Genomic DNA, 25389 nt, shown 5'->3' with positions numbered 1-25389 from the left:
TCTTTTTGTTTAATCAGTTAACCTATTCAACGCCGCTTTGATATGTTTGTTGTCTCTAATTATAAGACCTATAAACTATCTGGGTGTCTTACTACAAAAATAGGCAAAACAACGCTAGTTAGGCTTTGGCACAGTAAATGATTGTGGTAAAATTTTGTTAAGTATTCTTAACTAATTCCTTAAAATCTCTAAATCTCTTTGGAAGATCGAGCTCAAAATAAAGCAATTTTTCTGTTATGGGGTGTCTAAACTCAATGGCAGTAGCTGCTAAAAATAAACCTCTTTTTTTTATATTTTCTGAAGCCTTTCCATATATTTTGTCGCCAACAATCGCATTTCCATTTTCAGCCAAATGAATTCTTATTTGATGCGTTCTCCCTGTTTTTGGAAACGCTTTTACCAAACTAAATGATTCATTTTTAAACAGAAACTCTTCAATAAGTTCTATTTTGGTTTCGGCGTTTTTGTTTTCGATAGATTTATTTATAACAACAGAATTTGATAGACTGCCTAATACCAGGGCATGATAAGTTTTTTCTATTTTTTTTTCTTCAAAAAGCCTATTTAAAGACACCTGCGCAGCTTTGGTTTTGGCAATTAATAATATTCCCGAGGTTGGATTATCTAATCTATGTACCGGCAGAGGAGCTGGCAAAGCATCTTTTTGGTTGGATGTGTTTAAATTAAATGGGAGGGCATTGCTAATGGTTTTAAAATAATTTCCGCTGGTAGGAATTCCGGCAGGTTTATGTATTACGGCAAGATAATCGTCTTCAAAAATAACCTGCAATTTTTTGGTAAACAGCTTTTGTGGTTTTTCTCTTGATTCCAGCAACTCTATTTTTTGACCTTCTTTAATCCAATCTGAAGTCTTTGCGGGCTGGCCGTTTAATAGAATGAGTTCCTTTTTTAGAGCTTTTTTAAGGGAGCTTTTAGTGGGAAGGGAAGGGAAAATTGCAATAGCATATTCCTGTAGCCTGATTTTTTCTGTAATCGCGGGAACAATATGCGTTTCTTTTATTTTCAATGGGTAGTTGGTTGTTGGGAAGAAATCATATTCTATTTTTAAGATCTTCATCCTGAATTTATCTCGGGATCTGATGAAGCTAAAATCATCCTGGAAGTTAAAACAAGTTTAGCTTGACGATTACTAATAAAAAACCTCACAGGTTTTAAAACCTGTGAGGCTAGAGAATATCTTAAAACTCGGCGTTTTGCGGAGTTCTGGGGAAAGGAATTACATCGCGTATATTTCCCATTCCGGTTACAAATTGTACCAGTCTTTCAAACCCAAGTCCAAAACCACTATGCATGCAGGTCCCGAATTTACGGGTATCCAGATACCACCAGAGTTCTTTTTCGTCTATATCCAGTTCTTTCATTTTACCTCGAAGTATATCCAGGCGCTCTTCTCTTTGCGAACCACCAACAATTTCACCAATTCCCGGGAAAAGTATATCCATAGCCCTTACGGTTTTGCCATCTTCGTTTAGGCGCATATAAAAGGCCTTGATATTTGCCGGGTAATCAAATAAAATTACAGGGCATTTAAAATGTTTTTCTACCAAATAACGTTCGTGTTCACTTTGTAGATCGGCGCCCCATTCTTCAATAATATAGTTGAATTTCTTCTTTTTGTTGGGTTTACAATTTTTAAGGATCTCTATTGCCTCAGTATAGCTTACCCTTTTAAAATTATTGTCTAAAACAAAGTGAAGTTTTTCCAGAAGTCCCATCCCGGTGCGTTCTGCCTTTGGTTTAGATTCTTCTTCCGTCTTAAAGCGTTTATCTAAGAATTCCAGGTCGTCCTGGCAGTTTTCTAAGATATATCTCAACACATATTTTATAAAATCTTCAGCTAAATCCATATTGCCGTCAAGATCGCAGAAAGCTACTTCGGGCTCTATCATCCAGAATTCAGCTAAATGGCGTGAAGTGTTTGAGTTTTCGGCCCTAAAAGTGGGTCCAAAGGTATAAATTTGACCAAGTCCCATGGCATAAGCCTCTCCTTCTAGTTGTCCCGAAACGGTTAAATTAGTTTCTTTTCCGAAGAAATCTTCACTAAAATCGATGCTGCCATCTTCTTTCTTTGGTGGGTTTTCCATATCTAAAGCACTCACTCTAAACATTTCCCCGGCTCCTTCGGCATCACTTCCGGTAATAATTGGTGTATTTACATAGTGGAAATTATTTTGCTGAAAATAACTGTGTACTGCAAAAGACAGTTTTGAACGTACACGCATAATAGCGCCAAAAGTGTTGGTACGAACCCTTAAATGGGCCTGCTGTCTCAATTTCTCGAGGCTGTGACGCTTTGGAGAAAGGATGGTAAGCTTCACTTCTTCAGGATTGGCATCTCCCAGAATTTTAAATTCCTTTACTTCAATTTCAACTCTTTGTTGATTTCCCTGGCTTTCAACCAGCGTACCTTTTACCGAAATTGCCGAGCCAACAGTGATTCGTTTGAGTTCGTCCTGGTCAAAATTTTCAAAATCTATTACACATTGTAGGTTGTTAATGGTAGAACCATCGTTTAAGGCAATAAAGCGATTGCTCCTAAAAGAACGTACCCAGCCGTTCACCTCAAATTCCTGTAGGAATTGATTGCTGTCTAATATTTCAGCAATTTTTGCTTGTATCATTTATGTAAGATTTTAGAAGAAACAAATATAATTTATCCGTCTCAGCCTGCAAAGCAAGCCGGTTTTTATTAATCTTTATAAATACATTAATTTTCCGGCGGCCTGCTACAATTAAAATAATTTTTCACTAAACCTCAAGAGACTAGCCACGAGGCTTAATTATCTTTTAGAACTCTTTGATGTTTCTTTTTCAATTTCATCTTCGTCTTCTTCGGTGTCAATAATTTTCATGGCCGGTTCCTTTAATACCTTTTTATTGGCAATATTCTTCTCTAAAGAAAGTAATAAAGAAGGTAGTAATAGTAAATTGGCAAGCATGGCAAAAAGCAAAGTTGCCGAAACCAGGCCACCAAGGGCCACCGTACCTCCAAAACTACTTATCATAAATACCGAAAATCCAAAGAAAAGCACGATAGAGGTATAAAACATGCTCACGCCGGTTTCACGTAAAGCGCCATAAACCGAACGTTTAATTTTCCAATTGTTGGCTTTAAGTTCCTGCCTGTATTTGGCTAAGAAGTGAATGGTATCGTCTACCGAAATTCCAAAAGCAATACTAAAAACCAGGATGGTAGAAGGTTTTATGGGAACGCCCAGGAACCCCATCATTCCGGCGGTTACCAACAATGGTAATAGGTTGGGGACAAGGGATACAATAATCATTCTAAAAGACCTAAACATCCAGGCCATAAGTAGGGCGATTAATAGAATGGCCAGGGAAAGGGATAGCACAAGGTTCTTAACCAAATAGTTGGTTCCTTTTTGAAAAATAAGGGCTTTCCCCGTCATGGAAACCTCGTAACGTTCTTCGGGGAAAATCTTGTTTATTTTTGGCCAAAGGTCTTCTTCTAAATCTTCCATTTTATCGGTGCCAATGTCTTTCATGTAGGTGGTAATTCTGGCATATCTTCCGGTGCTATCTACATAGGAAGACAGTAAATTCTCTCCTGACGAAAAACCTTTTGCGTAGGGCATAATAAAATTTTGTTCCTGGGAACTGGGCAGCTGATAATATTTAGCTTCACCATTATAAAATGCCTGCTTGGAATATTTTACAAGTCTTGTTACCGAAATTGGTTGCGAAAACTCGGGGATTTCGGCAAGATGGTTTTGTAATTCTTCCATGCGTTTAAGTGTAGCCAATTTTAAAACGCCATTCTTTCTTTTAGTGTCTACAAGAATTTCTAAAGGCATTACCCCGTCAAATTCTTTTTCGAAGAATTTTATATCCTGAAAAAACGCAGCTTCTTCAGGCATATCTTCTAATAAACTTCCTGATATTTTTATAGTATAAATTCCAATAATACTAGCTACCAGGAGTATTATTGATGTAATATAAATACTAATACGGTGGTGCCGTACCATTTGCTCCATCCAGTTTACAAAACCACCAATCCATCGTTTATTAAGATGTTTTAGGTGTTTGTATTTCGGTAAATTCATATAACTATAGATAATAGGAATTATCAATAGACTTAGAATAAATATGGCAACAATATTAATGGAAGCTACGATGCCAAACTCTTTTAATAAAGTGCTGTCGGTAAGTATAAAAGTTGCGAAACCAGATGCCGTGGTAATATTGGTCATTAAGGTGGCATTTCCCACTTTAGTAATTACACGTTGTAAGGATTTAGCCTGATTTCCATGTTTTTTTATTTCCTGTTGGTATTTATTTATCAGGAAAATGCAATTGGGAATTCCTATTACAATTATTAGCGGCGGAATAAGTGCGGTAAGTACTGTTATTTCGTAATGTAAAAAACCAATAACTCCAAAAGCCCACATTACACCAATACAAACGGTGATCATTGAAATAATGGTTGCCCTAATAGACCTGAAAAAGAAGAAGAATATAAGCGAAGTAACCGCAAGTGCTGCGAGGATAAAAAGCTCGATTTCATCTATAATATTCTGTGAATTCAGGGTTCTTATATAAGGCATCCCCGATACTTTTACATCTATGCCTGTATTTTCTTCAAAATTGAGAATAAGTGGTTGTAGCTCATCTATTATAAAGGTTTTACGCTCTTTAGAGTTTACAATTTCTTTGTTCATATAGATCGCCGACTGTACCGTATTGGAGTGCGAGCTATACACCAGGTTTTCGTAAAAAGGAAGTTGGTTATAAAGTTTGTCCTGATATTGTTGAAGTGCTTCTTTTGTAGGTTTTTCTTCACTAATAAAAGGAACCATCTCAAATCGGCTGGGATCTTCAAACTTTTTTAATTGTTGAAGATTGCTTAGGGATATGGTAAAATCTACGGCTGGAGACGACTCTAATGTGTGGGTTAGCTTCTTCCAGGCCTGAAAATTTTCAGGTTCAAAAAGTGCCGAATCCTGAATTCCAAGTAGTACTACGTTTCCCTCTTCGCCAAACTTATCTAAAAATTCGTTATAAGCAATATTGTCTTGATGATCGTCGGGCAAAAGATTGGCTTCTGTAAAAGAAAAGCGCATATTCTTCCACTGGCTGGCAAAAAACACAGTGGTAGCTATAATAAGTAGAAGTATAATAATTCTGTTACGCAATATTAAACGCGCAATAGAATTCCAAAATCCGAAACTAAAAATCTTGGCCATGGGAAATTTTTAAGCGAGCGCAAAGGTATAAAAAGGAAGCCTATTAATCAGGCTTTAAGCAACTAAAGTAAAACTTGTTTAGATATCTAAATGAAAGGTGAATTTAAAGGCGAAGTTTTCATCAAAAGTAGATAGGCTATAAGGGCCGTATCTATAGGCGGCTCCTAGCCCAAAACCTAATAATACTTTTTGTAATTCTATTCCAAATTCATGGTAGCCATGCTTTAAACTTTTTATTGGAATACTGTGTCTTTCGGGATTACTAATATCCCCAATTGCGTGACGGGATATAAAAACGAGCTCTGGTTTAATTAACTTATGTATAGTTATGGGTCTTAGTTGATGTTTAAGATGCAACATGGCTTGTTTGTCGCTAAAAAACTCATTGTAGTACATGGTTTCAAAGCTGCGCCTACCTGCCACCGAAAACCTTCTTAAGATACCGTTTCGCCTGGGGCTATTTGGTAAGGCATGAAATAAATGCGTGAGCGGTACCTGCCCCGTGGCATAATTGCCCTCCAGGATAATTTCTGTTCGAGACTGGTTGAGTCTTTTAATTTCGTGTTCTACCAACAGCCCAAATTTAGTGTAGTCAAAATCGCCTCCAAAAATACCAGAAAAGCCTTTGGTGATTTGTCCGGTAAACTTGGGGTAGCCTTTTTCTATTAATTTAGTCGAATTTGGGGTTTTTAAGAAGGTTGCAAACGGGCGCCATAAAAAGGAAAATGTAGCTTCAGAAAGCTTGTAATTTGAAAATTCCCGACCGTTTAAAAGAAAACTGTAATCTTTGGTTTGATAAATATCGCTTTTGGTAAATTGAAGTTCGGTCTTAAAATCAGATCCAAACCTATGGGTAAAGCCACTGCTTATTGTATGATGTTTATAGAAAAAATTAATGTTTACAAAACGTGGTTCTATAATAGAAAATTCATTTTTTCCCTGTAAATAATTAAAACTTCCAGTTTCAATAATATCGCGCGTATAGTTTAAATTAAAATTGGTTTCGGTGGCTTTATGAAGATAGATTGAAGTGCCCAGACTATATTTAAAAAGCTCATCTTTTGTGCCATAAACCAAATAGCCGTTTAAATTGAATTTATTTGAAATTTGATTATTGGTTTTTCCGCCAAAGCCCAATCTAATCCCTTCATAATTATTGAACTTAAAAAATTTACCAAGGTCAAAATCCCAGAATTTCACCGGATAATAACCCTGAGAAACTGCATTTTTTAAATTTATTTGTTCCTCAATTTTCTTCTCTTTAATCAGCCATTCGGCTTTTTCCCGGGTAATTTTATCTTGAGAGCTTAAATCTTCAGTTCTACTTTCTCTCCAAAAAGATTCCGGACGGAAATTTGCTTTGGGGTTTACAGTGATTTCTGCGGAAGAATTGAAGTTTTTCCCGGCATTTAAGTCAATGTCAAAGTTGGTGCTGGTGGTTGTAAGATATAAATTGGGGTCAGATTTTCCCGGAGTCAGAATATTATTAATGATAGATTGCTTTTTTTGTACAGTCCCCGAAGAAATCATCCCTCCAAAAACAGAAATAGATTTTCCGCCATTTCCAGGTCTTATGGTGGTTTTTTGTGTTTTTGGAAACCATAAATTCTCATTAGGGAAATATTGATATTCCTGATCTATTTCGAGTTTTACGGCGCCCAAAAGTTGTGCTTTTGTTTTTTGAATAGCCAGACTTTGTTTGTCTAAATAAAGTACGCCTTCCAAACCGGCAACGCTATGCTGTCTTTTTGGTTTAAAATAGATTACATAAGCAGGTCTGGCAGTAGCTGTAGTGTCAAGAATTTTAAAGTCATAATTTTTAAAAGCCGATTTCTGTAACGGCCCGGCATAATTGGTTTTAAAAATGCGAACATCTTTATGGTAAAAAGAAAACGGATTTACAGATAGCAAAAGAATCTCATAAATAGGCTTTTTAAAGCCGGCGTTTCTTAAGCCCAGCACCTCTTCTTTTAATCCTTGTTTTTTTGAAAAATAGAATTGTGATACTTTTTCTGAAAAATAACTGGCCTCAGAGTTTATAACAGTGCTTAATTCAAAATTGGTACTGTCACTTTGTAGTTCTAGCCCATTGTTTTCATTATCTATTAAAAACTTGTTGTAATTCTTAAAATGATAACTTATTAGACGCTCTTGAGGGGCATTTTGAGTTTTACGAGCAATGGCTTTTTTAATAATACCATTTGCTTTATTGGTTTCAGAAATAATGGTAACCGTTGTAAGCCATTGTGGCTTAGGGGTTAGCTTTACCCTAATATATTCAACGGCTTGTGAAACCGTAAAATTTTGAGGTTCAAAACCTATATAAGAAAATTTAAGTTCTGTTTGGTCTTTGGTAAGGCTAAGGCTAAAGCTGCCATCTATTTTGCTAAGGATTTCGCGGCCCTGATATTGTATTTTTGCATAGGCTAACGGCTTACCGGTTTGTTTATCTAATACTCTGCCTTTAAGCTCTTGCTGGGCAAAGCAAATACCTGTAAAAAGCAGAAAAATAAGCAATAACAAATGGCGCATAGTGTTTTCTGAATTTTAAATAATTTTGCTGAAGCCCTAAAATAGAAGAAGCTGTGTGAAAAATTTATTTCGTTAAGCTGCCCAATTTATTGGGGTAATTTAGCTTCTAATATGCTTTAATTTTCAACATCTTAGACCCTGAAACTTGTTCAGGACGAATTATAATTCTTCAAACAGCCTCTAAATTAGTATAAGAAACCGACTTTTTATTATATAGTCATAATTTCTTTTTCCTTGTTTTCAAGAATTGAGTCAATACGGCTAATGTAGGTATTGGTTAATTCCTGAACTTCATTTTCGGCATCTCTTTGTGCATCTTCAGAAATATCTAATTTCTTTAATTCGTTATTAGCAGACTTTCTATCGTTTCTTACACCAATTTTAGCATCCTCTGCTTCTGCTTTCGCCTGTTTGGTTAGTTGTTTACGACGCTCTTCGGTAAGTGGTGGGACGTTTATAATAACATTTTCACCGTTATTCATTGGGTTAAACCCAAGGTTAGCCTGCATAATTCCTTTTTCAATTTCAGGAATTAGTTTTTTCTCAAAGGGCTGTACAGAAATGGTTCGGGCATCTGGTGTATTTACGTTAGCTACCTGTTGTAAAGGAGTTAAAGCTCCATAGTACTCTACCTTTACACTGCCAAGCATTGCAGGGTTTGCTTTCCCCGCACGTATATTTTGCAATTGCTTTTTTAGGTGTTCAATTGCGTTTTCCATGCCTTCTTTGGCAGAGTCTATAATAAATTCAATATCATCTTCCATTTTTAAAATATTTATTGCGCGTAAATTTTTATAAATTAACTTTAGTGCCTATTCTTTCACCTGTAACCACTTTTAATAAATTTCCCGGGGTATTCATATCAAAAACAATAATAGGAAGTTCGTTTTCCTGGCTTAAAGTAAAGGCAGTGGTATCCATTACTTTTAAACCTTTTCTAATCACATCATCAAAAGAAATAAAATCGAACTTTGTCGCTTCTTTGTCTTTTTCAGGATCGGCATTGTAAATTCCATCAACACGGGTTCCTTTTAAGATTACATCGGCCTGAATTTCTATGGCTCTTAATACGGCGGCAGAATCTGTTGTAAAATAGGGGTTTCCGGTACCACCTCCAAAAATTACCACCCGGCCTTTTTCTAAATGTCGTATAGCTTTTCTTCTAATAAAAGGCTCAGCAACTTCATTTATTTTTACAGCCGATTGCAACCTGGTTTCTACTTCGGCATCTTCCAGGGCACTTTGTAAGGCCAGTCCGTTAATTACGGTAGCCAACATGCCCATATGGTCACCTTGCACACGGTCCATACCTTTGCTGGCTCCGGCAACACCTCTAAATATATTTCCGCCACCAATAACTATGGCTACTTCTATTCCTTTGTCGGTTACTTGTTTAATTTCTGCGGCGTATTCTGCCAACCGATCGGGGTCTATGCCATATTGGCGCTCTCCCATTAATGCCTCTCCCGATAGTTTTAAAAGTATTCTTTTATACTGCATAGTTTTTTTGTAGTGATTGATGCAAATATAGGTAATATCTTAAATTGAGAAATAACATATTCACAATCAATCTTCCGCTAATTACTAATTTTTTTGTGGAAGCCGAAGCTTGAATTCAGTTAAAATTATTCCAATTTAATTTATCGTGACATACATACTTAAGATTTTAAATGGCGAGGTTTTTGCTATCTTTGAAACACTAAAAATTAATAAAACTATGTTAGGATATTATATAATTGCCGGGCTTATTTTTATAGTGAGCATGTATGTGAGTAACAGGCTGAAAAGCAAATTTAAAAAATACTCAAAGGTTCATTTGCAGAATGGCATGAGCGGAAAGGAGCTGGCCGAAAAGATGTTGCGTGATAATAATATTCACGATGTAAAAGTTATTTCTACGCCGGGAATGTTAACCGATCATTACAATCCGCAAAAAAAGACCATCAACCTTTCTGAAGGGGTCTATAGCCGGCGAAATGCTGCTGCGGCGGCAGTGGCCACTCACGAAACCGGTCACGCTATACAGCATGCAAATGCCTACAGCTGGTTAACCATGAGAAGTCAGTTGGTGCCGGTGGTAAGTGTAGCCTCAAGATTTTCGCAATGGGTTATTTTTGGAGGTTTAATCCTAATGGCAACAACGGCTATTGGAAGTACTGTATTGCTTTTAGGAATTATAATGTTTGGAATGGGAACCTTATTTAGCTTTATTACCCTTCCGGTAGAATATGATGCGAGTAAACGTGCCCTGGCCTGGTTAGAAACCGAGAATATGGTTTCGGGCGAAGAGCATAAGGCAGCCGAAGATTCTTTAAAATGGGCGGCCAGAACCTATGTGGTTGCCGCAGTTGGTTCTTTAGCAACCTTACTTTATTTTCTTAGTATTTATATGGGAAGAGACTAATATTGAAATTATTTCTTCGGAAAAATAATAAAAGAAAACCCGCTTCAACTGAAGCGGGTTTATTTATTTAATATAATTAGAAAGCCTTTATTCGTAAAGCTAAATTAGTTGTAGCTTCTGAAAAGTTTTGATATTGAGCAATTTACATTCTGAAATAAAATCAGAATAAGGATGTAAAAGAAAGCTGAATTTCAAAATAAATACTTTCCTAAAAATCTATTCCGGGCGTTTTTCTCTAATTTGTGGAATGCGTTCATCCAGTAATTTAAGCCCCAGACCATCGGTTCCCATAAGATCAAATAACTCTAGTGCACGGCGCATGGTTTGTTCTTCCTCCATTTGCTCCTGGATAAACCATTGTAGAAAATGCTCTGTCGTATAATCGTTTAGTTTTCGGCATTTTCCCACCAGATTGTGAATAGATTTGGTAATAGAAATTTCCTGGTCTAAAGCCGTTTCAAAAATTTCTTCCAAAGATTTAAAATCGTGATTTATATTGTTCACTTCCGGAGAAAATGCAGTGCCGCCATTATCATTAATGTACCTAAAGATTTTCATCATATGTTCCCTTTCTTCCAGAGACTGTTCATAAAAGAAATCGGCACTATAGCTTAGGGCATTATGGTCGCACCAGGAGGCCATTGCTAAATAAGCCGAAGAGGAATGTGCCTCTTTTTCAATTTGTTTGTTTAAAAGGTCCATGATATCTACATGGATGCTTAATTTTTGTCTTACTAAATCTTTCATGGTTCATTTTTTATAAAATTAGCCAAACAGAAACTAAGAACCTAATTGCAAATTGAATTTAGAAATAGTCTAAAGTGTAGCTTTTAAGCTGATGTGGTTAACAGGGAGTTGAGTTCCAGCATAGTAAAAGTGCCGGTAATAAACTCTTTAAGGTCTATGCTTTCTAAAGTATTAAATATAAAGAAATGCTGGCGGTTACAAAGCATTAACATTTCCATTCCGTGATGATTTTTTCCGTTAAAATGTGTTTCCAAATCAATTTTATTTACCTGCTGCCTAAATGCCAACAACTGGCAAAAACCAAGTTGAATTGTTTTATGGGGAAACGCTATAAAAAAGCATCGTTTCTTATCGCATTGATAAGAAGTAAAGAATTGCGACTGGTGTAATACTTTCATACTGACGCCAAAATTAATTCTTATTTAGAATAAATCCAAAGAATTAAATTTTGATTTGCCTTTTTATTTGCTGATTTAAAGAAATAAAGGTTTCTGTGCGTGATATACCTTCAATAGCTTGAATGTTTTTATTCAATACTTGCATTAAATGCTCGTTATCTTTACATAGAATTTTTATGAAAATAGACCAGTTACCGGTTGTATAGTGGCATTCTATTACTTCAGGGATTTCGCTAAGCTGCTTTACAGCTTGCGGATTACTAACAGCTTTATCTAAATAAACCCCCACAAAAGCCAAAGTTTTATAACCAAGCAAGCGAGGGTTTATCATAAGTTTCGAGCCTTCAATTAAACCGGCTTTCTCCAATTTTCGCAAACGTTGGTGTACAGCTGCACCTGTAATGCCAATAATCCTTGCAATTTCAAGAATAGGTTTCTTGGCATCTTCCATTAGGAAATTTAAAATGGTTTTATCTATACCATCTATAACAACATTTTCGTTTACTACTTTCATTGGTGGGGTTTATTGGGTTAAAAAGCTAAAGTAGGAAATTGAATTCAAAAATTTAATTTCCTACTTCACCAAAAGGGTTATATCCTAAATATTCGGTTTCTTTTTCTTTAAAAACAATATGGTGCTTTTCCAATTCTTGCAATATAGGTTCGTAAACTTCCTTTTTTATGGGAAGTTGAACCCCCGGGCTGGTTATTTCTCCTTTTAAAATTTTTAAGGTAGCTATTGCTACCGGAAGGCCTACCGTTTTAGCCATTGCAGTTTCTGCCTGGTCTTTTCCAATATGTACCATAGTGGCGTCTATCTGTTTTTTCTTTCCATTGAGTTCGTAGCCAAATTTATGATACATCACAATCATATCTTTGTCATCTGGGGCAAGGCTCCATTTATCCATTAAAATTTTTTGAAGAGCCTGGGCGGGAGTAGCTTCTTTAATACCTATTTTTTTATCTTTATTGAAGATGTCTAATTCTAACAGCTTTTCCCACATAAGGTCGTCCTGGTCTATTTTAAGGTTGTGTCTAAGTTTAAGCTCTACAGAATCTGTAGGGGAATAGGGGAGAAAGGAATTCACAAAATCACGATAGCTCATATTTTCTGAATCTTTTATGCTAAAGCTGTCATCTGTCATTCCCAGTTGCACAAACATATTCCAGGCGCGGCTAAAACCAACCCTTCTAATAGTGCCCCTGTAAAGTGTTAGTACATCATCAAGGCCATAAATACTCATATAATCCAGAGAGTTTCTATTGGCATAGCCTTCAAATTTCCCATAATTTTCTATTTCTAAAAGTTCAGTTCTTCTAAACAAACGGTGATATGGTATATATTTATACTTTCCTTCCTGTATAAATTTTGCAACGCCCCCTTGTCCGGCAACTACCACGTTTCTTGGGTTCCAGGTGAATTTGTAATTCCATAGATTGGTGTCGCTTTCGGGGGCAACAAGCCCTCCGGTAAAGGATTCAAATAAGAGGATTTTCCCGCCTTTTGCCCTAATTCGGTCTATTACCTGCATAGCACTCATATGATCTATGCCGGGATCTACCCCAATTTCATTCATAAATATGAGTCCGTTTTTCTTTACTTCAGCATCTAAAGCTTTCATTTCTTTGCTGATATAGGAAGCGGTCACCATGTTTTTTTTGAACTTTACACAAGCTTTGGCAACTTCAATATGAAATCTTGCCGGAAGCATAGAAATCACGATATCGGCATTTTTCACTGCATTTTCCCTGGCTTCAGCATTAAAAACATCTAAATGAAATGCCTCGCAATGCTTTTTGTCTTTGCAGGCTTTTTTAGCATTTTCAAGATTGATGTCTCCAATTTTTAAAAATAAATCTTCGGTCTCAGTTTTAGACAAAAGATGTTCAATTAAGACAGAAGTAGATTTTCCCGCTCCTATTATTAAGATTTCTTTCATAAAATAAACTAATTTTGTGTGGTGGTTACGAATGTATTAAATATTTAATTGATAAAAAATCACTTAAATGGATAGAAAATTTTTAATAACAGGAGCTGTTTTTGGGCTTTTATCGGTAATAATTGGGGCTTTTGCTGCGCATGGGTTAAAACCTTTACTGGACGAAGCGGCTATAAATTCATTTGAAACAGGAGTAAAATACCAAATGTACCATGCTTTGGTATTTCTTTTATTGGGAAGTGTGCAGCGAAAGCAATTCAACTTTCGAAAACAGGTTTTTTTCTTGCTTTTATTGGGAGTGATTTGCTTTTCAGGATCAATTTATTTACTGGCAACCAATGCTTTAACGCCTATAGATTTTAGTGGTATTGCGTTGGTTACACCGCTTGGAGGTATGTTGTTAATAGTGGCATGGGTGTTTCTAATAATTGAATTCGTGAAAATAAAACACAAATAATTTTAAGAAAGTTTAGCAGTTTATCTCTATAAGATTTATAATTTTGTATCCATAAACAAACCACACATTTTAATTTTATGGATGTACATACCCAAACTACGAAAACGATTTCGTTAGAAAAATATGGAATCAAAACCACTAGGGTACATTACCAATTATCTCCTGAAGAACTTCATTATGATAGCATTGAGCATGGCCTGGGAACAGAAACGAATTCAGGTGCTTTAGCCATCAATACTGGTAAATTTACGGGCAGGTCACCAAAAGACCGATTTATTGTAAAAGATGAAGTGACTCGTGATAAAGTTTGGTGGGGAGACATCAATATCCCTTTTGATGCGGATAAGTTTGATAAGCTTTACACTAAAGTGGCTTCGTACCTTTCTGATAAAGAAATTTATACACGTGACGCTTATGCGTGTGCAGAAGATGAGTATCGCTTAAATATTAGGCTTATTAACGAATACCCCTGGTCTAATATGTTTGCTTATAATATGTTTTTGCGCCCAAAGGAAAGTGAATTGAACAACTTTAAAGAAGATTGGTTGGTTTTAAACGCTCCCGGCTTTAAAGCAAACCCTGAAGTAGATGGGACAAGGCAGGAGAATTTTGCGATCCTTAACTTTAGTAAAAAAATTGCTTTAATTGGAGGAACCGGATATACCGGGGAGATAAAAAAAGGTATTTTTTCGGCTTTAAATTTTATTCTTCCGGTTTATAAAGATACACTTCCAATGCACTGCTCGGCCAATGTAGGAGAAGATGGAGATACCGCCATATTTTTTGGGCTTTCAGGAACCGGAAAAACCACCCTTTCTGCAGACCCGGACCGCCGACTTATTGGTGATGACGAGCACGGTTGGACTAAAGAAAATAAGATATTTAATTTTGAAGGTGGGTGCTATGCTAAAGTGATTAACCTTACTGAAGAAAATGAACCAGAGATATACGGGGCTATAAAACCGGGCGCCATTTTAGAGAATGTTATGCTAGATGATGAGGGCAATGTAGATTTTACTGATACAAGCATTACTCAAAATACAAGGGTAAGTTATCCTATTTATCATATAGATAACATTCAGGTGCCTTCGGTAGGTGATAATCCCAGAAATATATTTTTCCTGGCTGCAGATGCCTTTGGAGTGCTACCTCCTATAAGTAAACTTACTCCCGGGCAGGCTGCTTATCATTTTATAAGTGGTTATACTGCTAAGGTTGCAGGTACAGAAGCCGGTATTGAAGAGCCCTTACCAAGCTTTTCGGCTTGTTTTGGCGCGCCTTTTATGCCATTACATCCCACTAAATATGCCGAGATGCTTAGCGCTAAAATGAAGGAGGCCGGTGTGAATGTATGGCTAATTAATACCGGTTGGACAGGTGGATCTTATGGAACCGGTAACCGAATGAAACTTAAATATACCCGTGCCATGATTAGTGCTGCACTTAAAGGGGAGTTAGCGCATGTAGATTTTACTACTCACCAGGTTTTTGGTTTGCAAATGCCGGTGCACTGCCCTAATGTTCCAGATGAGGTTCTAAACCCGAAAGCTACCTGGGAGGATAAAGCTGCTTACGATAAAAAAGCCCTGGAACTGGCAAATTCCTTTAAAACAAACTTTAAGAAATTTGAAGAATATGCTAATGATGAAATTATGGCCGGCGGGCCTACCTCCTCATAGCATTGTTTTTAATTAGTTAATTGAGTTCAAAAAAAAAATCCGGTGCAAATTGTACCGGATTTTTTATTAAAAAATATATAAATGGAAGGTAATCTTAACTCAATAATTGAGGTTTAAAATTCTTCTATAAGTTTACTTCTTGTTGGTTTCTGCAATATACTTCTGCAGCGCCATAGTCATAGACGGTGTATCTGGTGTTGGAGCCTTTATGTTTACGGTTAACCCGTGCTCTTTGGCCGCTTTAATAGTGGTGTTGCCAAATACTGCTATTTTAGTTTGATTTTGTTTAAAATCGGGAAAATTTTCGAATAATGATTTTATACCGCTTGGGCTAAAGAAAACCAAAATATCATAAGTTACGTCCCGCAGGTCAGATAGATCGCTTACCACAGTTTTGTAAAAGGTTGCCTGTTTCCACTCCACACCTAGTTTGTTTAAGGTTTTAGGAACATCTGGCTTAAGCATATCTGAAGAGGGTAATAAGAATTTCTCGTTCTTATATTTCTTTATAAGCGGAGAAAGATCGGCAAAGGTTCTTTTTCCTACATAAATTTTTCGTTTTCTATACACCACATATTTTTGTAGATAATAGGCTACGGCTTCACTCAAACAAAAGTATTTAAGACTATCTGGTACTTTGTAACGTAAATCCTCGGCGATCCTAAAGAAGTGATCTACAGCGTTACGGCTAGTAAGAATAATAGCTGAATAGCTGCTAAGATCTACTTTCTGCTGGCGAACCTCTTTAGAAGAGACGCCTTCTACATGGATAAAAGGGATGAAATCAATTTTTACTTTTTGTTTTTCCTCAAGCTCAAAATAAGGAGAGTTTTCTACTTTAGGCTCAGGTTGGGAAACTAAAATTGTTTTCACTTTCATATGTCAATACTTTTATTTTATCCCTTTTTTAAATTGTAATTAGCTTGTACAAAATAATATAAGGGGAAATTTCGAGAGCGCAAAGGTACAAAATAAAATAAAACCAATTAGCTGTAATAAGACTTTGATTTTTTCTGTAAATCAATAACAGGCTAAATATATTGGATAGGACTAAAATACCTAACAAGCTATATAAGCTCAAGGCAGTAGGAGTAAAGGTGTAAATAAATATTGAACCCGGAATTAATAATACAAGTCCTATAAAATTTCGATAACTTATTTTTTGATAGAGGTAGGCGTCTATCTGGGCGTCTAAATAAAAAACGTTCCCAATAATTTTCTCCAGCCCAAACTTTAACAATACAAAACTAGCATAAGCGGTGGCAATTCTAATGAATAAAAAAAGCGGCTCTAAAGACGATTTTGCCCAGAAGAAATTGAAAAACAGGAAAAAAATAAGCGAAAAAGAGATAAGGTGAACAAAGAAAAGCAATATGTTAAAAGGATGAAAAGCCTTGTTCTTTTTCCCTCTAAACACCATAAATTTGTTAGAGGCAAGTAGGGACATAAAATCGTCGAACCTCTGCGGATATGCGGTTCTCACGATGGCTAATATTAAGAATGCCCCCATTAAGGTTAGGGTAATCCAATCTATAGAGCTTATATGTCTTTCTACAGCTTCCAATATTAAAATTTTTATGCAAATGTATAATTATTTTGAGGTTAAAACTTGATGATTAAGAAGGGAAACGAAGATTTAAAATGCCTACATTTGTGCAAAAACTGGTAAGATGGTAAAGGGGATAGTTATTATACCCACCTATAATGAGATTGAAAACATTGAGCGCCTGGTTAGAAATGTGTTTTCGCAGCAGAAAGAATTTCATATTTTGGTGGTAGACGATAACTCTCCAGATGGCACCGCAACCAGGGTTAGAACATTGCAAGCCGAGTTTCACGATAGTCTTTTTCTTGAAGAGAGAGTAGGGAAACTTGGTTTGGGAACTGCTTACATTCACGGTTTTAAATGGGCCTTACAACGGGATTATGAATATGTTTTTGAGATGGATGCCGATTTTTCCCATAACCCAAACGACCTGGTAAGATTGTTTAATACCTGTAAAAGAAATGATGCCGATGTGGCTATAGGTTCCCGCTATGTTACCGGTGTAAACGTAATTAACTGGCCCATGAGCAGGGTTTTACTATCCTGGTTGGCGTCTAAATATGTAAGATTTATTACCGGTATGAATATTCATGATACCACGGCCGGTTTTATTTGTTATAAACGGAAAGTGCTCGAAACTATAGACCTGGATAGTATTCAGTTTGTGGGCTATGCGTTTCAGATAGAAATGAAGTTTAAAGCATATTTGTTAAAATATAAATTAGAGGAAGTTCCTGTGATATTTACCGATAGAACACAGGGAACTTCGAAAATGAGTGGCTCTATAATTTCCGAAGCTATTTTTGGTGTAATAATAATGAAGATAAAAAGTCTTTTTAAGCAGATTAAATTGAAATGAAGAAGGTCTTAATAAAAAATGCGAAGATTGTAAATGAGGGTAAAATAATTGAAGCCGATGTTTTTATTGAAGGCGGAATTATTGTAGAAATTTCAGAAAGTATTAGTGCTAAATCCCCGGATGTACAAATCTTTGATGCCGAAGGTACGTATTTGCTACCCGGAGTAATAGACGATCAGGTGCATTTTAGAGAACCGGGACTTACCCATAAAGAAAACATAGAAATGGGTTCTAAGGCAGCAGTGGCCGGGGGAATTACCTCTTTTATAGAAATGCCCAATACGCTTCCACAAACAACTACCATCGAAAAACTTGAAGAAAAGTTTAAACTGGCTGAAGCTAAATCTTATGCTAACTATTCTTTTATGTTTGGTGGAACCAACGATAACCTGGAAGAGATTCTAAAGGTAGATCCTAAAACTACAGCAGCTCTAAAACTGTTTCTAGGTTCTTCTACAGGTAATATGTTGGTAGATAATGAAAAAGTCTTGGAGCAAATTTTTTCAAAATCCCCTTTGCTTATCGCTGTTCATTGCGAAGATGAAGAAACCATAAAAAATAACCTTCAGGAATATATAGAACGTTATGGAGATGATATTCCAATTGAAGAACATCCTAATATTAGAAGTGCCGAGGCTTGTTATAAATCTTCTTCCCGAGCTGTGGCGCTTGCCAAGAAAACAGGAGCCAGATTACACGTGTTTCATGTTTCTACAGAAAAAGAATTGAGTTTATTTAGCAATAAACAAAAGCTAAAAGACAAGAAGATAACTGCCGAGGTTTGTATTCATCATCTTTGGTTTAACGATTCAGATTATAAGAAAAAAGGAACCTTAATAAAATGGAATCCTGCTGTAAAGACTAAACAAGACCAGGAAGCTTTGATGAAAGCTTTAAATAACGATTTGTTGGATGTGGTGGCTACAGATCACGCACCACATACCAAAGAAGAAAAGAAAAACGTATATACCAAAGCCCCAAGCGGTGGCCCATTAGTGCAGCACTCACTTGCAGCAATGTTACAATTCTATCACCAGGAAAAAATTTCTTTAGAGAAAATTGTTGAAAAAATGTGCCATAATCCTGCTATCTTGTTTCAAATAAAAGATCGCGGATTTATTAGGGAAGGTTATAAAGCCGATTTAGTCCTGGTAGACCTTAATGCACCCTGGTCGGTTCAGGCAGATAACATTCAGTATAAATGTGGGTGGTCTCCTTTTGAGGGCGTTACTTTTAAATCTAGGGTAACCCATACTTTTGTTAATGGGAATTTAGTGTATAGAAACTTCAAGCATCAGGCTTTTGCTCCGGTAGCAGAGCGTTTGCAGTTTGATAGATAATATGTTGAAAAAAATTATATTACTGCTTTGTGTTGTTGCGACATTTGTCGCCTGCCAGGATATTGAGAAATCTGAAAAACCAGAAAACCTTATTCCTGAAGATAAAATGGTAGATATTATTACAGAAATTTCCCTGTTGCAATCTGCCAGGAACTTTAGTAAACGTATTTTTGAAAGTACCGGGATTCAAGGTCAGGAATATATATTCAAAAAGTATAATATAGATAGTCTTCAGTTTAAACGTAGCAACGATTATTACGCTGATAATTATGAAATTTATCAGCGTATTTATGATAGTGTAAAGCAGGGTTTTGAAAGGATGAAGGTGAAATTAGATACTCTTCAGCTACAGGAAAAGAAGATTAAAGACTCTATTGCTACCGCGAGAAAAGATTCTTTAAAGAAAGCGGGAGATACTATAGAGCCAGATTTTGAGAAGTTGTCAGATACAATTACAAAAGAAAAAGACAGCCTTATTAAAACTAAACCGGTTGTTGATAGTCTTCCTACGCCGGTGTCTGGAAATTAGGAGTTGTCTTTTTTATAAAACTTAGCTGTTTCAACAATTACTTCTTTTACTGGGGTAAATTTAAAATCAATATGTTCCCTAATCTTTTGGTTGGTATAAAAACTATCCTGAAATAAAGTTTTCACCGTATTTTTTGTAATGCTTCTTTTTGCACCAAAAAAGCCGCCAATTTTCTGGAAAAACCATCCCATCCATAGCATCCGTTTTTTGAGTTCTTTTTTAGGCGTTGGCTTGTTTAATGCAGTGGCGGTTAGGTCAAAAACCGTTTTAAAGCTAAGATTTTCTGAGACCAATATGTAATCTTCAGTTTTAATTTCGCTCTCCATTAGTTGCTGCATTGCACAAACTACATCATTTACGCCAACAAAACCAGCTGTTTTAGGGAAGTGATATTTCATTCCCTTATTAACTTTTGAGAAAATTTGGCCGGTACCTTCTTTCCAAAACCCCGGACCAATAATAATCCCGGGCTTTACAATTATGGTAGGAACACCTTCCTGGGTGCCTCGCCAAATTTCAATTTCGGCACCATACTTAGATATGGCGTAGTCGCTGTGGTCTTCTTCGGGGTTCCAAATACTTCCTTCGTTAATTTCCTTGCTTTTTAAACTTTTTCCAAGGGCAGCCACACTGCTTACGTAACACAACTTCTTAATATTAAATGCGATACAAAGGTTAACTATGTTCGCGGTACCTTCAATATTAATTTTTCTAAGCTTTTTGTCGTCTGTAGGATTAAAAGAAACCAGTGCTGCACAATGAAAAACATAGGCTATATTCTCGAAAGCTTTATTGAGTTGAGGTATATTTGTGATATCGGCTTCAAACCATTCAATCTGTTTGAATAGGCTTGTTGCTTCTTCTATAGAAGTATAATATTTAAAAACACGCTCAACTGCTTTTAGATCGCTATTTTTTCTGTGAAGAGCCCTAATTTTTTTACCGGCTTTTAATAAATTCAACAATAAATGTGAACCTACAAGTCCGGTGCCGCCTGTAACTAAAATCATGTGGTAAATATACCAAAACCACTTAGGAAAAATAAGAGTTTGTATTATCTTTACTTCTTAATCCTATTTTATTTCTCCCGGCTTTTTACTGAAGTTTAAAAATTTTCGTTAATAGTGCTTTTGTGGTGCTGGCTTTAAGGGAGATACTATTATTTTTGTGCAAAATTATTAGAATTATGAATAAGAACTTTGTAGAAGAGCTTACCTGGAGAGGTATGTTGCATGATGTAATGCCTGGTACCGAAGAGCATTTAAAAGAAGCAATGCGATCTGCCTATGTTGGAATAGACCCCACTGCAGATTCTCTTCATATAGGCCATTTAGTGAGTGTTATGATGCTTAAGCATTTTCAGTTGTGTGGGCATAAACCTTATGCTTTAATTGGTGGTGCTACAGGAATGATTGGTGATCCATCTGGAAAATCTGCAGAACGAAATCTACTTGATGAAAAGACTTTGCGCCATAATCAACAGGCAATAAAGAACCAGCTTTCTAAATTTTTGGAATTTGGAAAGGATGAAGAAAATGCCGCGGTGATGGTGAATAACTACGACTGGATGAAAAACTTTAGTTTTCTTGAGTTTATTCGTGATGTAGGCAAGCATATTACTGTAAATTATATGATGGCCAAAGATTCGGTTAAGAAACGATTAACTTCTGACGCTGCCGAAGGAATGTCTTTTACCGAGTTTACGTATCAAATGGTGCAGGGGTACGATTTTCTGCATTTATTCAAAGAAAAAGATTGTACGCTGCAAATGGGTGGTAGCGACCAGTGGGGTAACATCACCACCGGTACAGAGATGATTAGGCGTATAGGTAATGGCAAAGGTTATGCTTTAACCTGCCCACTGATAACCAAAGCCGATGGGACTAAATTTGGGAAAACTGAAGGTGGGAATGTTTGGCTTGACCCCAAACGTACTTCCCCCTATAAATTCTACCAATACTGGCTAAATACCAGTGATGTTGATGCCGAAAAGTATATTAAAATATTTACTCTTTTAAATAAGGAAGAGGTTGAAAAAATTGTAAAGGAGCATAAAGAAGCCCCTCATATGCGTTTGCTGCAAAAAACTTTAGCAGAAGAAGTGACTGTTATGGTGCATTCTAGAGAAGATTATGAGAATGCTTTAAAAGCTTCTGAAGTGCTCTTTGGAAAAAGTACCGCTACCGATTTAAAATCTTTAGATGAAGCTACTTTTTTAGATGTTTTTGAAGGTGTTCCCCAGGCCGAAATTGCCAAAAGCGAAATTGAAGCCGGTTTGGATATGATTGGGGCTCTAGCTGCTAAAACCAATTTTTTACAGTCTAATGGTGAAGCCAGAAGAGCCCTTAAAGAAAATTCTGTTTCTGTAAATAAAGAAAAGGTAAAAGAGGATTACACCATTACCACAAATGATCTTATTAATAATAAATATGTAATTCTTAATAAAGGAAAGAAAAATACCTATATAATTAGAGTGGTGTAGATAATTACAAAGCCCCGTAAACAGGATGTTTGCGGGGCTTGCAACTAACTAACCAATCTAATATGAAAAAATTTCACTTAGTTGTAAGAATCAACGCAGTTTATTGAATTGTCATCTTACATATAGTAAGTCGATAAACCCCCTGAAAATTTACAGATTTTAATATTTTTTAACTATAACTACTTGATTTTTAAGCTTTAATTAGCTAATGTTTTTCTTGATCATTTTATAGAACTAAGAGGTTGCAGCCTCTAATATCGCTATTATCAAACCTCCCAAGAATCTCTGTGAGGTTTTTATCTTTTTTTCTCCCTAAATCTTGTGTGGCTATAAATGAACAAGAGTTAAAATTTGCCAGATCTATCACATTTATGCCGCCGGTTTTGTTATGTGGGAGGTAATTTAGGGCATCTTCGGGATCCCGTATAAGAAGTCTCATCCAGGCAGGAGTCTCAAAAATACCATCGCCAGTAGAGTAGGCCTGTGAAAGTAATTCAGTCATTCCATATTCACTATGAATTTTGCTTACTCCAAATCCGTTGGCAAGAACCTTATGCAATTCTTCGCGAATCATTTCTTTACGTCTTCCCTTCATTCCACCGGTTTCCATGATTATGGTGTTTTTTAGCTGAAAATTGTAGGTTTCTACCAAATCCAGCAATGCAAACGAGACCCCTAACAATAAGATTTTTTTACCGTTCTTATCTAAGACTTTAAGTTGTTCTTGTAGAGCATTAAGATTGTCAAGATAGAAGCCGCTTTCGGGGTGCTTACTACGTTTTATTAAGCTATCGGCCATATAGATTAAGGACGAACCCTGGCGTTCTAAATAAGAGGGTAGAAGTGCTAAAATTACCATTTCTTCGGGATTTCCGTAAAATTCTTTAAAAGCTTTAAAAAAGCTTTCTTCGTAAACCCTTAAATCGGTAACGTAATGCTTGCTGGTAGTGTTGCCGGTAGTTCCGCTACTGGTAAAAGTAATTTCAGTTTTGGCTCGCGAAGAAACAATTTTCTTTTTTTTAAAAAATTCTATGGGTAAAAATGGAATATCTTCTACCAGAAAAACGTTTTGAGGAGTACGTTGTAATAATAAACAAAACTCTTTGTAAACAGGATTATGTTGAAACTGATAAGAAAAAACTTCAAGGCTAATCTCGTCAAAATCCTGTTGGCTAGAAATATTAAAAATTCTTTCAGCTAGCATTCTTATAGGAATTTAGAAAAGCGAAGGTAAGAAATATTGGCTAGCCGTTTGCCCTAAACAACTTTACTTGATAATCGCGGTTTATCATGATAATTATTGGGACTTTAAAGCTTGCCTCGAAATTAAAAGTTTGTTTCCAACGAATGCCTCGTGGCCTTGGCTTGAGGTAGTTTACTGACAGATTTTTTCGGAACCTATTGCAAAGTGAATTATCTCACCACCAATTTTCTGGTTGCCGTAGCTTTTTCTTCCTTAATTTTTAGAATGTAAATCCCTGCGCTAAGATTAGACACATCAAGCTCTCTTCCTCTTAATTTTGTACGTTGTACAGGTTTTCCTAAAACATTATAAATCTGAATATCCTTGTCCTTATTTTGTGAAGTGCTAATGTAGACTTTTCCGTTGGTAACCGGATTGGGATAAATAGATAGGCCTTCTATAGGAATTTCGGTTTTATTCCCCAAGCTGGTAGTGTCCTGAGAATAAACTGCATTTGGTGCAGCGAACGTTAGGAAAACAGCTATTATGAAGGTATAGAAGTAGTATTGCTTCATTCTTTGTGCTAGGGGTTTGTACAAACTTACAATAAAATTTTCAAAAATCCTGCCAAGTTTATTGTGTATTTAATCATAATATTATATTAGAAAAGGCTGCCGGTGGGGGCAGCCTTTAAGTAGATTTTTATACAATACCTTACTTTTTTATTTTGTATGTATTCTCTCCGGACTTTATTATATATATACCATGCTCTAGATTTTGGATAATAGCATTTTCTTCATCTTGGGAAGAGATTTCGTCCTTTGTAACCCTAACGCCTGACAAATTATATATTTGCAAAACCTTTTTTGTTGTATATTCCCTTTGAATAGTATTTTTGTTAAATTTAATAGAACTTCGAGAAGGGTTAAAATATACTCTTACCGCTACGGTGTTGTTACTGTTGTTTGAATCATCAGCTTTAATCTTTGCAATCACGTACCAATATCCCGATAAACCAGATTCAAAATCATTGACAAATAAGGTTTTGCTAAAATGCCCATCAGAATTTCCTGCTGAAATTGCTGGGATTGATAAGACTTTATTTATTGGGGCATCATCATTCGGATCAAAAATTGAGTTGCCTGATCTGTAAAATTCAATTTCCGTAGCATTTGACTGGGCATCACCGATATTGTCTATTAAAAAATTAAATGTAAGCATACTGTTAGTAAAGTCTAATCTATGTGTTGCGCTTATATCAAAAGAATTGGCATCACTGTAAACTGAAGAGCCATTCAAATTAAATTTCAAGTCTGGTTCATCACTTCCACCTGAGGTGGAACAATCCGGATAATAACCAGAAGACGTGTTTGAACTTGGTATTGTAGTATCTGCAGAATTACTGGCTCCTGATTGTCGTGAGGTAACTTCGTACCAGCGATATCCGATACCAGTCCCTCTATCTATCTTGTATATTTTACCAACGGTTAATGATGCATTTTGAATATTAACACCGACACTTGCTTCCTGATCATTGTTACATTTGGAATCTGTGGCTGCACTTTTTGTCTGACCACGATATTTTATCACATGATAATTAGATAAACTTTGTGGGGCTTCATAGTATAATTCTTTATAATAATTTTTACTAGGAACGGATACAACTAGAATAAACCTATTACCAGGAATTGTAAAGCTCTTATTTTGCCATGCATAGCTGATAGTAGTCCACCATTCTTTTTTGGTCATAGTTGGAAAATCTAAATATTCATCCCCCTCTCTATTCCACCGGCTTAATGATATTAGGTTTTGGGAATTAACTGATTCATAATAAACTGATAATTTAATTTCATCGTATTCGTAACGACCAGTAATTTCAAATTCAAAATCAAACCTTGAACCTGAATTCCAAGTATAGGTTGTAGATCTATCGGCGGTCACAACAAAATTTTGGACATCAGGTAATCCTAAGCCTACCTGACTTATTCCGCTAAGCGAAACCATCAAAAATAAAATAATTGTAATTTTTTTCATATTTCATATATTTATGTTAAAAAAAGGAAAGTAC

23 protein-coding genes are annotated in these 25389 nt (G+C 36.0%); 7 read left to right on the top strand and 16 right to left on the bottom strand.

All coding sequences use genetic code 11. The features are described from left to right. Positions 1 to 157: 157 nt before the first annotated feature. The 6 genes from I6U49_RS06045 to pyrH all read right to left on the bottom strand — a co-directional run bounded on the left by I6U49_RS06045 (position 158) and on the right by pyrH (position 9257). Positions 158 to 1078, bottom strand: coding sequence for an RluA family pseudouridine synthase (locus I6U49_RS06045; protein WP_232804646.1), 921 nt, complete (start codon positions 1076 to 1078; stop codon positions 158 to 160). A 121-nt stretch (positions 1079 to 1199) separates the two neighbouring features. Continuing rightward, positions 1200 to 2642 (bottom strand): asparagine--tRNA ligase, encoded by a 1443-nt coding sequence (gene asnS / locus I6U49_RS06040; RefSeq protein WP_198627979.1) that lies wholly within the window; start codon positions 2640 to 2642, stop codon positions 1200 to 1202. Between the two features lie 159 nt (positions 2643 to 2801). Then, positions 2802 to 5225 carry an efflux RND transporter permease subunit gene (locus I6U49_RS06035; protein ID WP_193710140.1) on the bottom strand — a complete coding sequence of 808 codons (2424 nt, stop codon included), beginning with the start codon at positions 5223 to 5225 and terminating at the stop codon, positions 2802 to 2804. 78 nt (positions 5226 to 5303) lie between these two features. Further along, complete coding sequence (locus tag I6U49_RS06030; protein WP_198627978.1) at positions 5304 to 7757, bottom strand: DUF5686 family protein; 2454 nt, start codon at positions 7755 to 7757, stop codon at positions 5304 to 5306. 209 nt (positions 7758 to 7966) lie between these two features. Further along, positions 7967 to 8521 carry a ribosome recycling factor gene (gene frr / locus I6U49_RS06025; RefSeq protein ID WP_193710142.1) on the bottom strand — a complete coding sequence of 185 codons (555 nt, stop codon included), beginning with the start codon at positions 8519 to 8521 and terminating at the stop codon, positions 7967 to 7969. A 28-nt stretch (positions 8522 to 8549) separates the two neighbouring features. Next, on the bottom strand, positions 8550 to 9257 hold the full coding sequence (gene pyrH, locus I6U49_RS06020) for a UMP kinase (protein ID WP_198627977.1): 708 nt from the start codon (positions 9255 to 9257) through the stop codon (positions 8550 to 8552). A gap of 217 nt (positions 9258 to 9474) precedes the next feature. On the opposite strand from pyrH, the gene I6U49_RS06015 reads away from it, so the two are divergent. Further along, entirely contained in the window at positions 9475 to 10161 is a 687-nt protein-coding gene (locus tag I6U49_RS06015; protein WP_198627976.1) for a zinc metallopeptidase, read from the top strand. A gap of 216 nt (positions 10162 to 10377) precedes the next feature. Here the strand turns inward: I6U49_RS06015 and I6U49_RS06010 are convergent, their stop codons facing one another. From I6U49_RS06010 to I6U49_RS05995, 4 genes are all read right to left on the bottom strand, one after another. Continuing rightward, positions 10378 to 10908, bottom strand: a complete 531-nt coding sequence (locus I6U49_RS06010; protein ID WP_193710145.1) for a ferritin — start codon at positions 10906 to 10908, stop codon at positions 10378 to 10380. Positions 10909 to 10991: 83 nt separating this feature from the next. Beyond that, positions 10992 to 11306: a hypothetical protein gene (locus I6U49_RS06005; protein ID WP_198627975.1), complete on the bottom strand. Its 315-nt coding sequence runs from the start codon at positions 11304 to 11306 to the stop codon at positions 10992 to 10994. Between the two features lie 43 nt (positions 11307 to 11349). Next, entirely contained in the window at positions 11350 to 11820 is a 471-nt protein-coding gene (locus I6U49_RS06000; protein ID WP_193710147.1) for an Lrp/AsnC ligand binding domain-containing protein, read from the bottom strand. 52 nt (positions 11821 to 11872) lie between these two features. After that, entirely contained in the window at positions 11873 to 13246 is a 1374-nt protein-coding gene (locus I6U49_RS05995; RefSeq protein ID WP_198627974.1) for a saccharopine dehydrogenase family protein, read from the bottom strand. A gap of 67 nt (positions 13247 to 13313) precedes the next feature. Between I6U49_RS05995 and I6U49_RS05990 the strand changes: the two genes are divergently transcribed. After that, positions 13314 to 13703 carry a DUF423 domain-containing protein gene (locus I6U49_RS05990; RefSeq protein ID WP_198627973.1) on the top strand — a complete coding sequence of 130 codons (390 nt, stop codon included), beginning with the start codon at positions 13314 to 13316 and terminating at the stop codon, positions 13701 to 13703. Positions 13704 to 13780: 77 nt separating this feature from the next. Further along, positions 13781 to 15382 (top strand): phosphoenolpyruvate carboxykinase (ATP), encoded by a 1602-nt coding sequence (gene pckA, locus I6U49_RS05985; protein ID WP_198627972.1) that lies wholly within the window; start codon positions 13781 to 13783, stop codon positions 15380 to 15382. A gap of 132 nt (positions 15383 to 15514) precedes the next feature. On the opposite strand, the gene I6U49_RS05980 is transcribed toward pckA, so the two are convergent. After that, positions 15515 to 16261 (bottom strand): uroporphyrinogen-III synthase, encoded by a 747-nt coding sequence (locus tag I6U49_RS05980; RefSeq protein ID WP_198627971.1) that lies wholly within the window; start codon positions 16259 to 16261, stop codon positions 15515 to 15517. A gap of 28 nt (positions 16262 to 16289) precedes the next feature. Next, positions 16290 to 16946: a DUF4271 domain-containing protein gene (locus I6U49_RS05975; protein ID WP_262894946.1), complete on the bottom strand. Its 657-nt coding sequence runs from the start codon at positions 16944 to 16946 to the stop codon at positions 16290 to 16292. A 106-nt stretch (positions 16947 to 17052) separates the two neighbouring features. Between I6U49_RS05975 and I6U49_RS05970 the strand changes: the two genes are divergently transcribed. The 3 genes from I6U49_RS05970 to I6U49_RS05960 are packed head-to-tail and all read left to right on the top strand — an operon-like array spanning position 17053 to position 19656. Further along, a complete protein-coding gene (locus tag I6U49_RS05970; protein ID WP_198627970.1) occupies positions 17053 to 17787 on the top strand; it encodes a polyprenol monophosphomannose synthase in 735 nt (244 codons plus the stop codon). Beyond that, complete coding sequence (locus I6U49_RS05965; RefSeq protein WP_198627969.1) at positions 17784 to 19127, top strand: dihydroorotase; 1344 nt, start codon at positions 17784 to 17786, stop codon at positions 19125 to 19127. Before I6U49_RS05970 ends, I6U49_RS05965 begins: the two co-directional genes overlap by 4 nt. A gap of 1 nt (position 19128) precedes the next feature. Next, positions 19129 to 19656: a DUF4296 domain-containing protein gene (locus tag I6U49_RS05960; protein WP_198627968.1), complete on the top strand. Its 528-nt coding sequence runs from the start codon at positions 19129 to 19131 to the stop codon at positions 19654 to 19656. Here I6U49_RS05960 and I6U49_RS05955 read toward each other — a convergent pair. Continuing rightward, complete coding sequence (locus I6U49_RS05955) at positions 19653 to 20666, bottom strand: NAD-dependent epimerase/dehydratase family protein (RefSeq protein WP_198627967.1); 1014 nt, start codon at positions 20664 to 20666, stop codon at positions 19653 to 19655. The two genes, I6U49_RS05960 and I6U49_RS05955, sit on opposite strands and share 4 nt — an antisense overlap. A 176-nt stretch (positions 20667 to 20842) precedes the next feature. Here I6U49_RS05955 and tyrS point away from each other — a divergent pair, with 176 nt between their 5' ends. Then, a complete protein-coding gene (tyrS, locus tag I6U49_RS05950) occupies positions 20843 to 22138 on the top strand; it encodes a tyrosine--tRNA ligase (RefSeq protein WP_198627966.1) in 1296 nt (431 codons plus the stop codon). A gap of 226 nt (positions 22139 to 22364) precedes the next feature. On the opposite strand, the gene I6U49_RS05945 is transcribed toward tyrS, so the two are convergent. The 3 genes from I6U49_RS05945 to I6U49_RS05935 form a co-directional block, all read right to left on the bottom strand. After that, entirely contained in the window at positions 22365 to 23342 is a 978-nt protein-coding gene (locus I6U49_RS05945; protein ID WP_198627965.1) for a LuxE/PaaK family acyltransferase, read from the bottom strand. A 209-nt stretch (positions 23343 to 23551) separates the two neighbouring features. Then, on the bottom strand, positions 23552 to 23896 hold the full coding sequence (locus tag I6U49_RS05940) for a T9SS type A sorting domain-containing protein (RefSeq protein ID WP_198627964.1): 345 nt from the start codon (positions 23894 to 23896) through the stop codon (positions 23552 to 23554). 139 nt (positions 23897 to 24035) lie between these two features. Beyond that, on the bottom strand, positions 24036 to 25355 hold the full coding sequence (locus I6U49_RS05935) for a T9SS type A sorting domain-containing protein (protein WP_198627963.1): 1320 nt from the start codon (positions 25353 to 25355) through the stop codon (positions 24036 to 24038). Positions 25356 to 25389: the final 34 nt, after the last annotated feature.

Origin of the sequence: Salegentibacter maritimus (genome assembly GCF_016236915.1) — a bacterium.
Classification (GTDB): Bacteria; Bacteroidota; Bacteroidia; order Flavobacteriales; family Flavobacteriaceae; genus Salegentibacter; species Salegentibacter maritimus.
Note: the sequence above shows the minus strand (reverse complement) of the source record. Positions and strands in the feature narration are given on the sequence as shown.

Coding starts and splice junctions, on each gene's coding strand:
- I6U49_RS06010 (WP_193710145.1), bottom strand. CDS start 10,908: ATGAAAGATTTAGTAAGACAAAAATTAAGCATCCATGTAGATATCATG.
- I6U49_RS05970 (WP_198627970.1), top strand. CDS start 17,053: ATGGTAAAGGGGATAGTTATTATACCCACCTATAATGAGATTGAAAAC.
- pyrH (WP_198627977.1), bottom strand. CDS start 9,257: ATGCAGTATAAAAGAATACTTTTAAAACTATCGGGAGAGGCATTAATG.
- I6U49_RS05935 (WP_198627963.1), bottom strand. CDS start 25,355: ATGAAAAAAATTACAATTATTTTATTTTTGATGGTTTCGCTTAGCGGA.
- pckA (WP_198627972.1), top strand. CDS start 13,781: ATGGATGTACATACCCAAACTACGAAAACGATTTCGTTAGAAAAATAT.
- asnS (WP_198627979.1), bottom strand. CDS start 2,642: ATGATACAAGCAAAAATTGCTGAAATATTAGACAGCAATCAATTCCTA.
- I6U49_RS05960 (WP_198627968.1), top strand. CDS start 19,129: ATGTTGAAAAAAATTATATTACTGCTTTGTGTTGTTGCGACATTTGTC.
- I6U49_RS06035 (WP_193710140.1), bottom strand. CDS start 5,225: ATGGCCAAGATTTTTAGTTTCGGATTTTGGAATTCTATTGCGCGTTTA.
- I6U49_RS06030 (WP_198627978.1), bottom strand. CDS start 7,757: ATGCGCCATTTGTTATTGCTTATTTTTCTGCTTTTTACAGGTATTTGC.
- I6U49_RS05945 (WP_198627965.1), bottom strand. CDS start 23,342: ATGCTAGCTGAAAGAATTTTTAATATTTCTAGCCAACAGGATTTTGAC.
- I6U49_RS06000 (WP_193710147.1), bottom strand. CDS start 11,820: ATGAAAGTAGTAAACGAAAATGTTGTTATAGATGGTATAGATAAAACC.
- tyrS (WP_198627966.1), top strand. CDS start 20,843: ATGAATAAGAACTTTGTAGAAGAGCTTACCTGGAGAGGTATGTTGCAT.
- I6U49_RS06015 (WP_198627976.1), top strand. CDS start 9,475: ATGTTAGGATATTATATAATTGCCGGGCTTATTTTTATAGTGAGCATG.
- I6U49_RS05995 (WP_198627974.1), bottom strand. CDS start 13,246: ATGAAAGAAATCTTAATAATAGGAGCGGGAAAATCTACTTCTGTCTTA.
- I6U49_RS05980 (WP_198627971.1), bottom strand. CDS start 16,261: ATGAAAGTGAAAACAATTTTAGTTTCCCAACCTGAGCCTAAAGTAGAA.
- I6U49_RS06045 (WP_232804646.1), bottom strand. CDS start 1,078: ATGAAGATCTTAAAAATAGAATATGATTTCTTCCCAACAACCAACTAC.
- I6U49_RS06005 (WP_198627975.1), bottom strand. CDS start 11,306: ATGAAAGTATTACACCAGTCGCAATTCTTTACTTCTTATCAATGCGAT.
- I6U49_RS05990 (WP_198627973.1), top strand. CDS start 13,314: ATGGATAGAAAATTTTTAATAACAGGAGCTGTTTTTGGGCTTTTATCG.
- I6U49_RS05940 (WP_198627964.1), bottom strand. CDS start 23,896: ATGAAGCAATACTACTTCTATACCTTCATAATAGCTGTTTTCCTAACG.
- I6U49_RS05955 (WP_198627967.1), bottom strand. CDS start 20,666: ATGATTTTAGTTACAGGCGGCACCGGACTTGTAGGTTCACATTTATTG.
- I6U49_RS05965 (WP_198627969.1), top strand. CDS start 17,784: ATGAAGAAGGTCTTAATAAAAAATGCGAAGATTGTAAATGAGGGTAAA.
- frr (WP_193710142.1), bottom strand. CDS start 8,521: ATGGAAGATGATATTGAATTTATTATAGACTCTGCCAAAGAAGGCATG.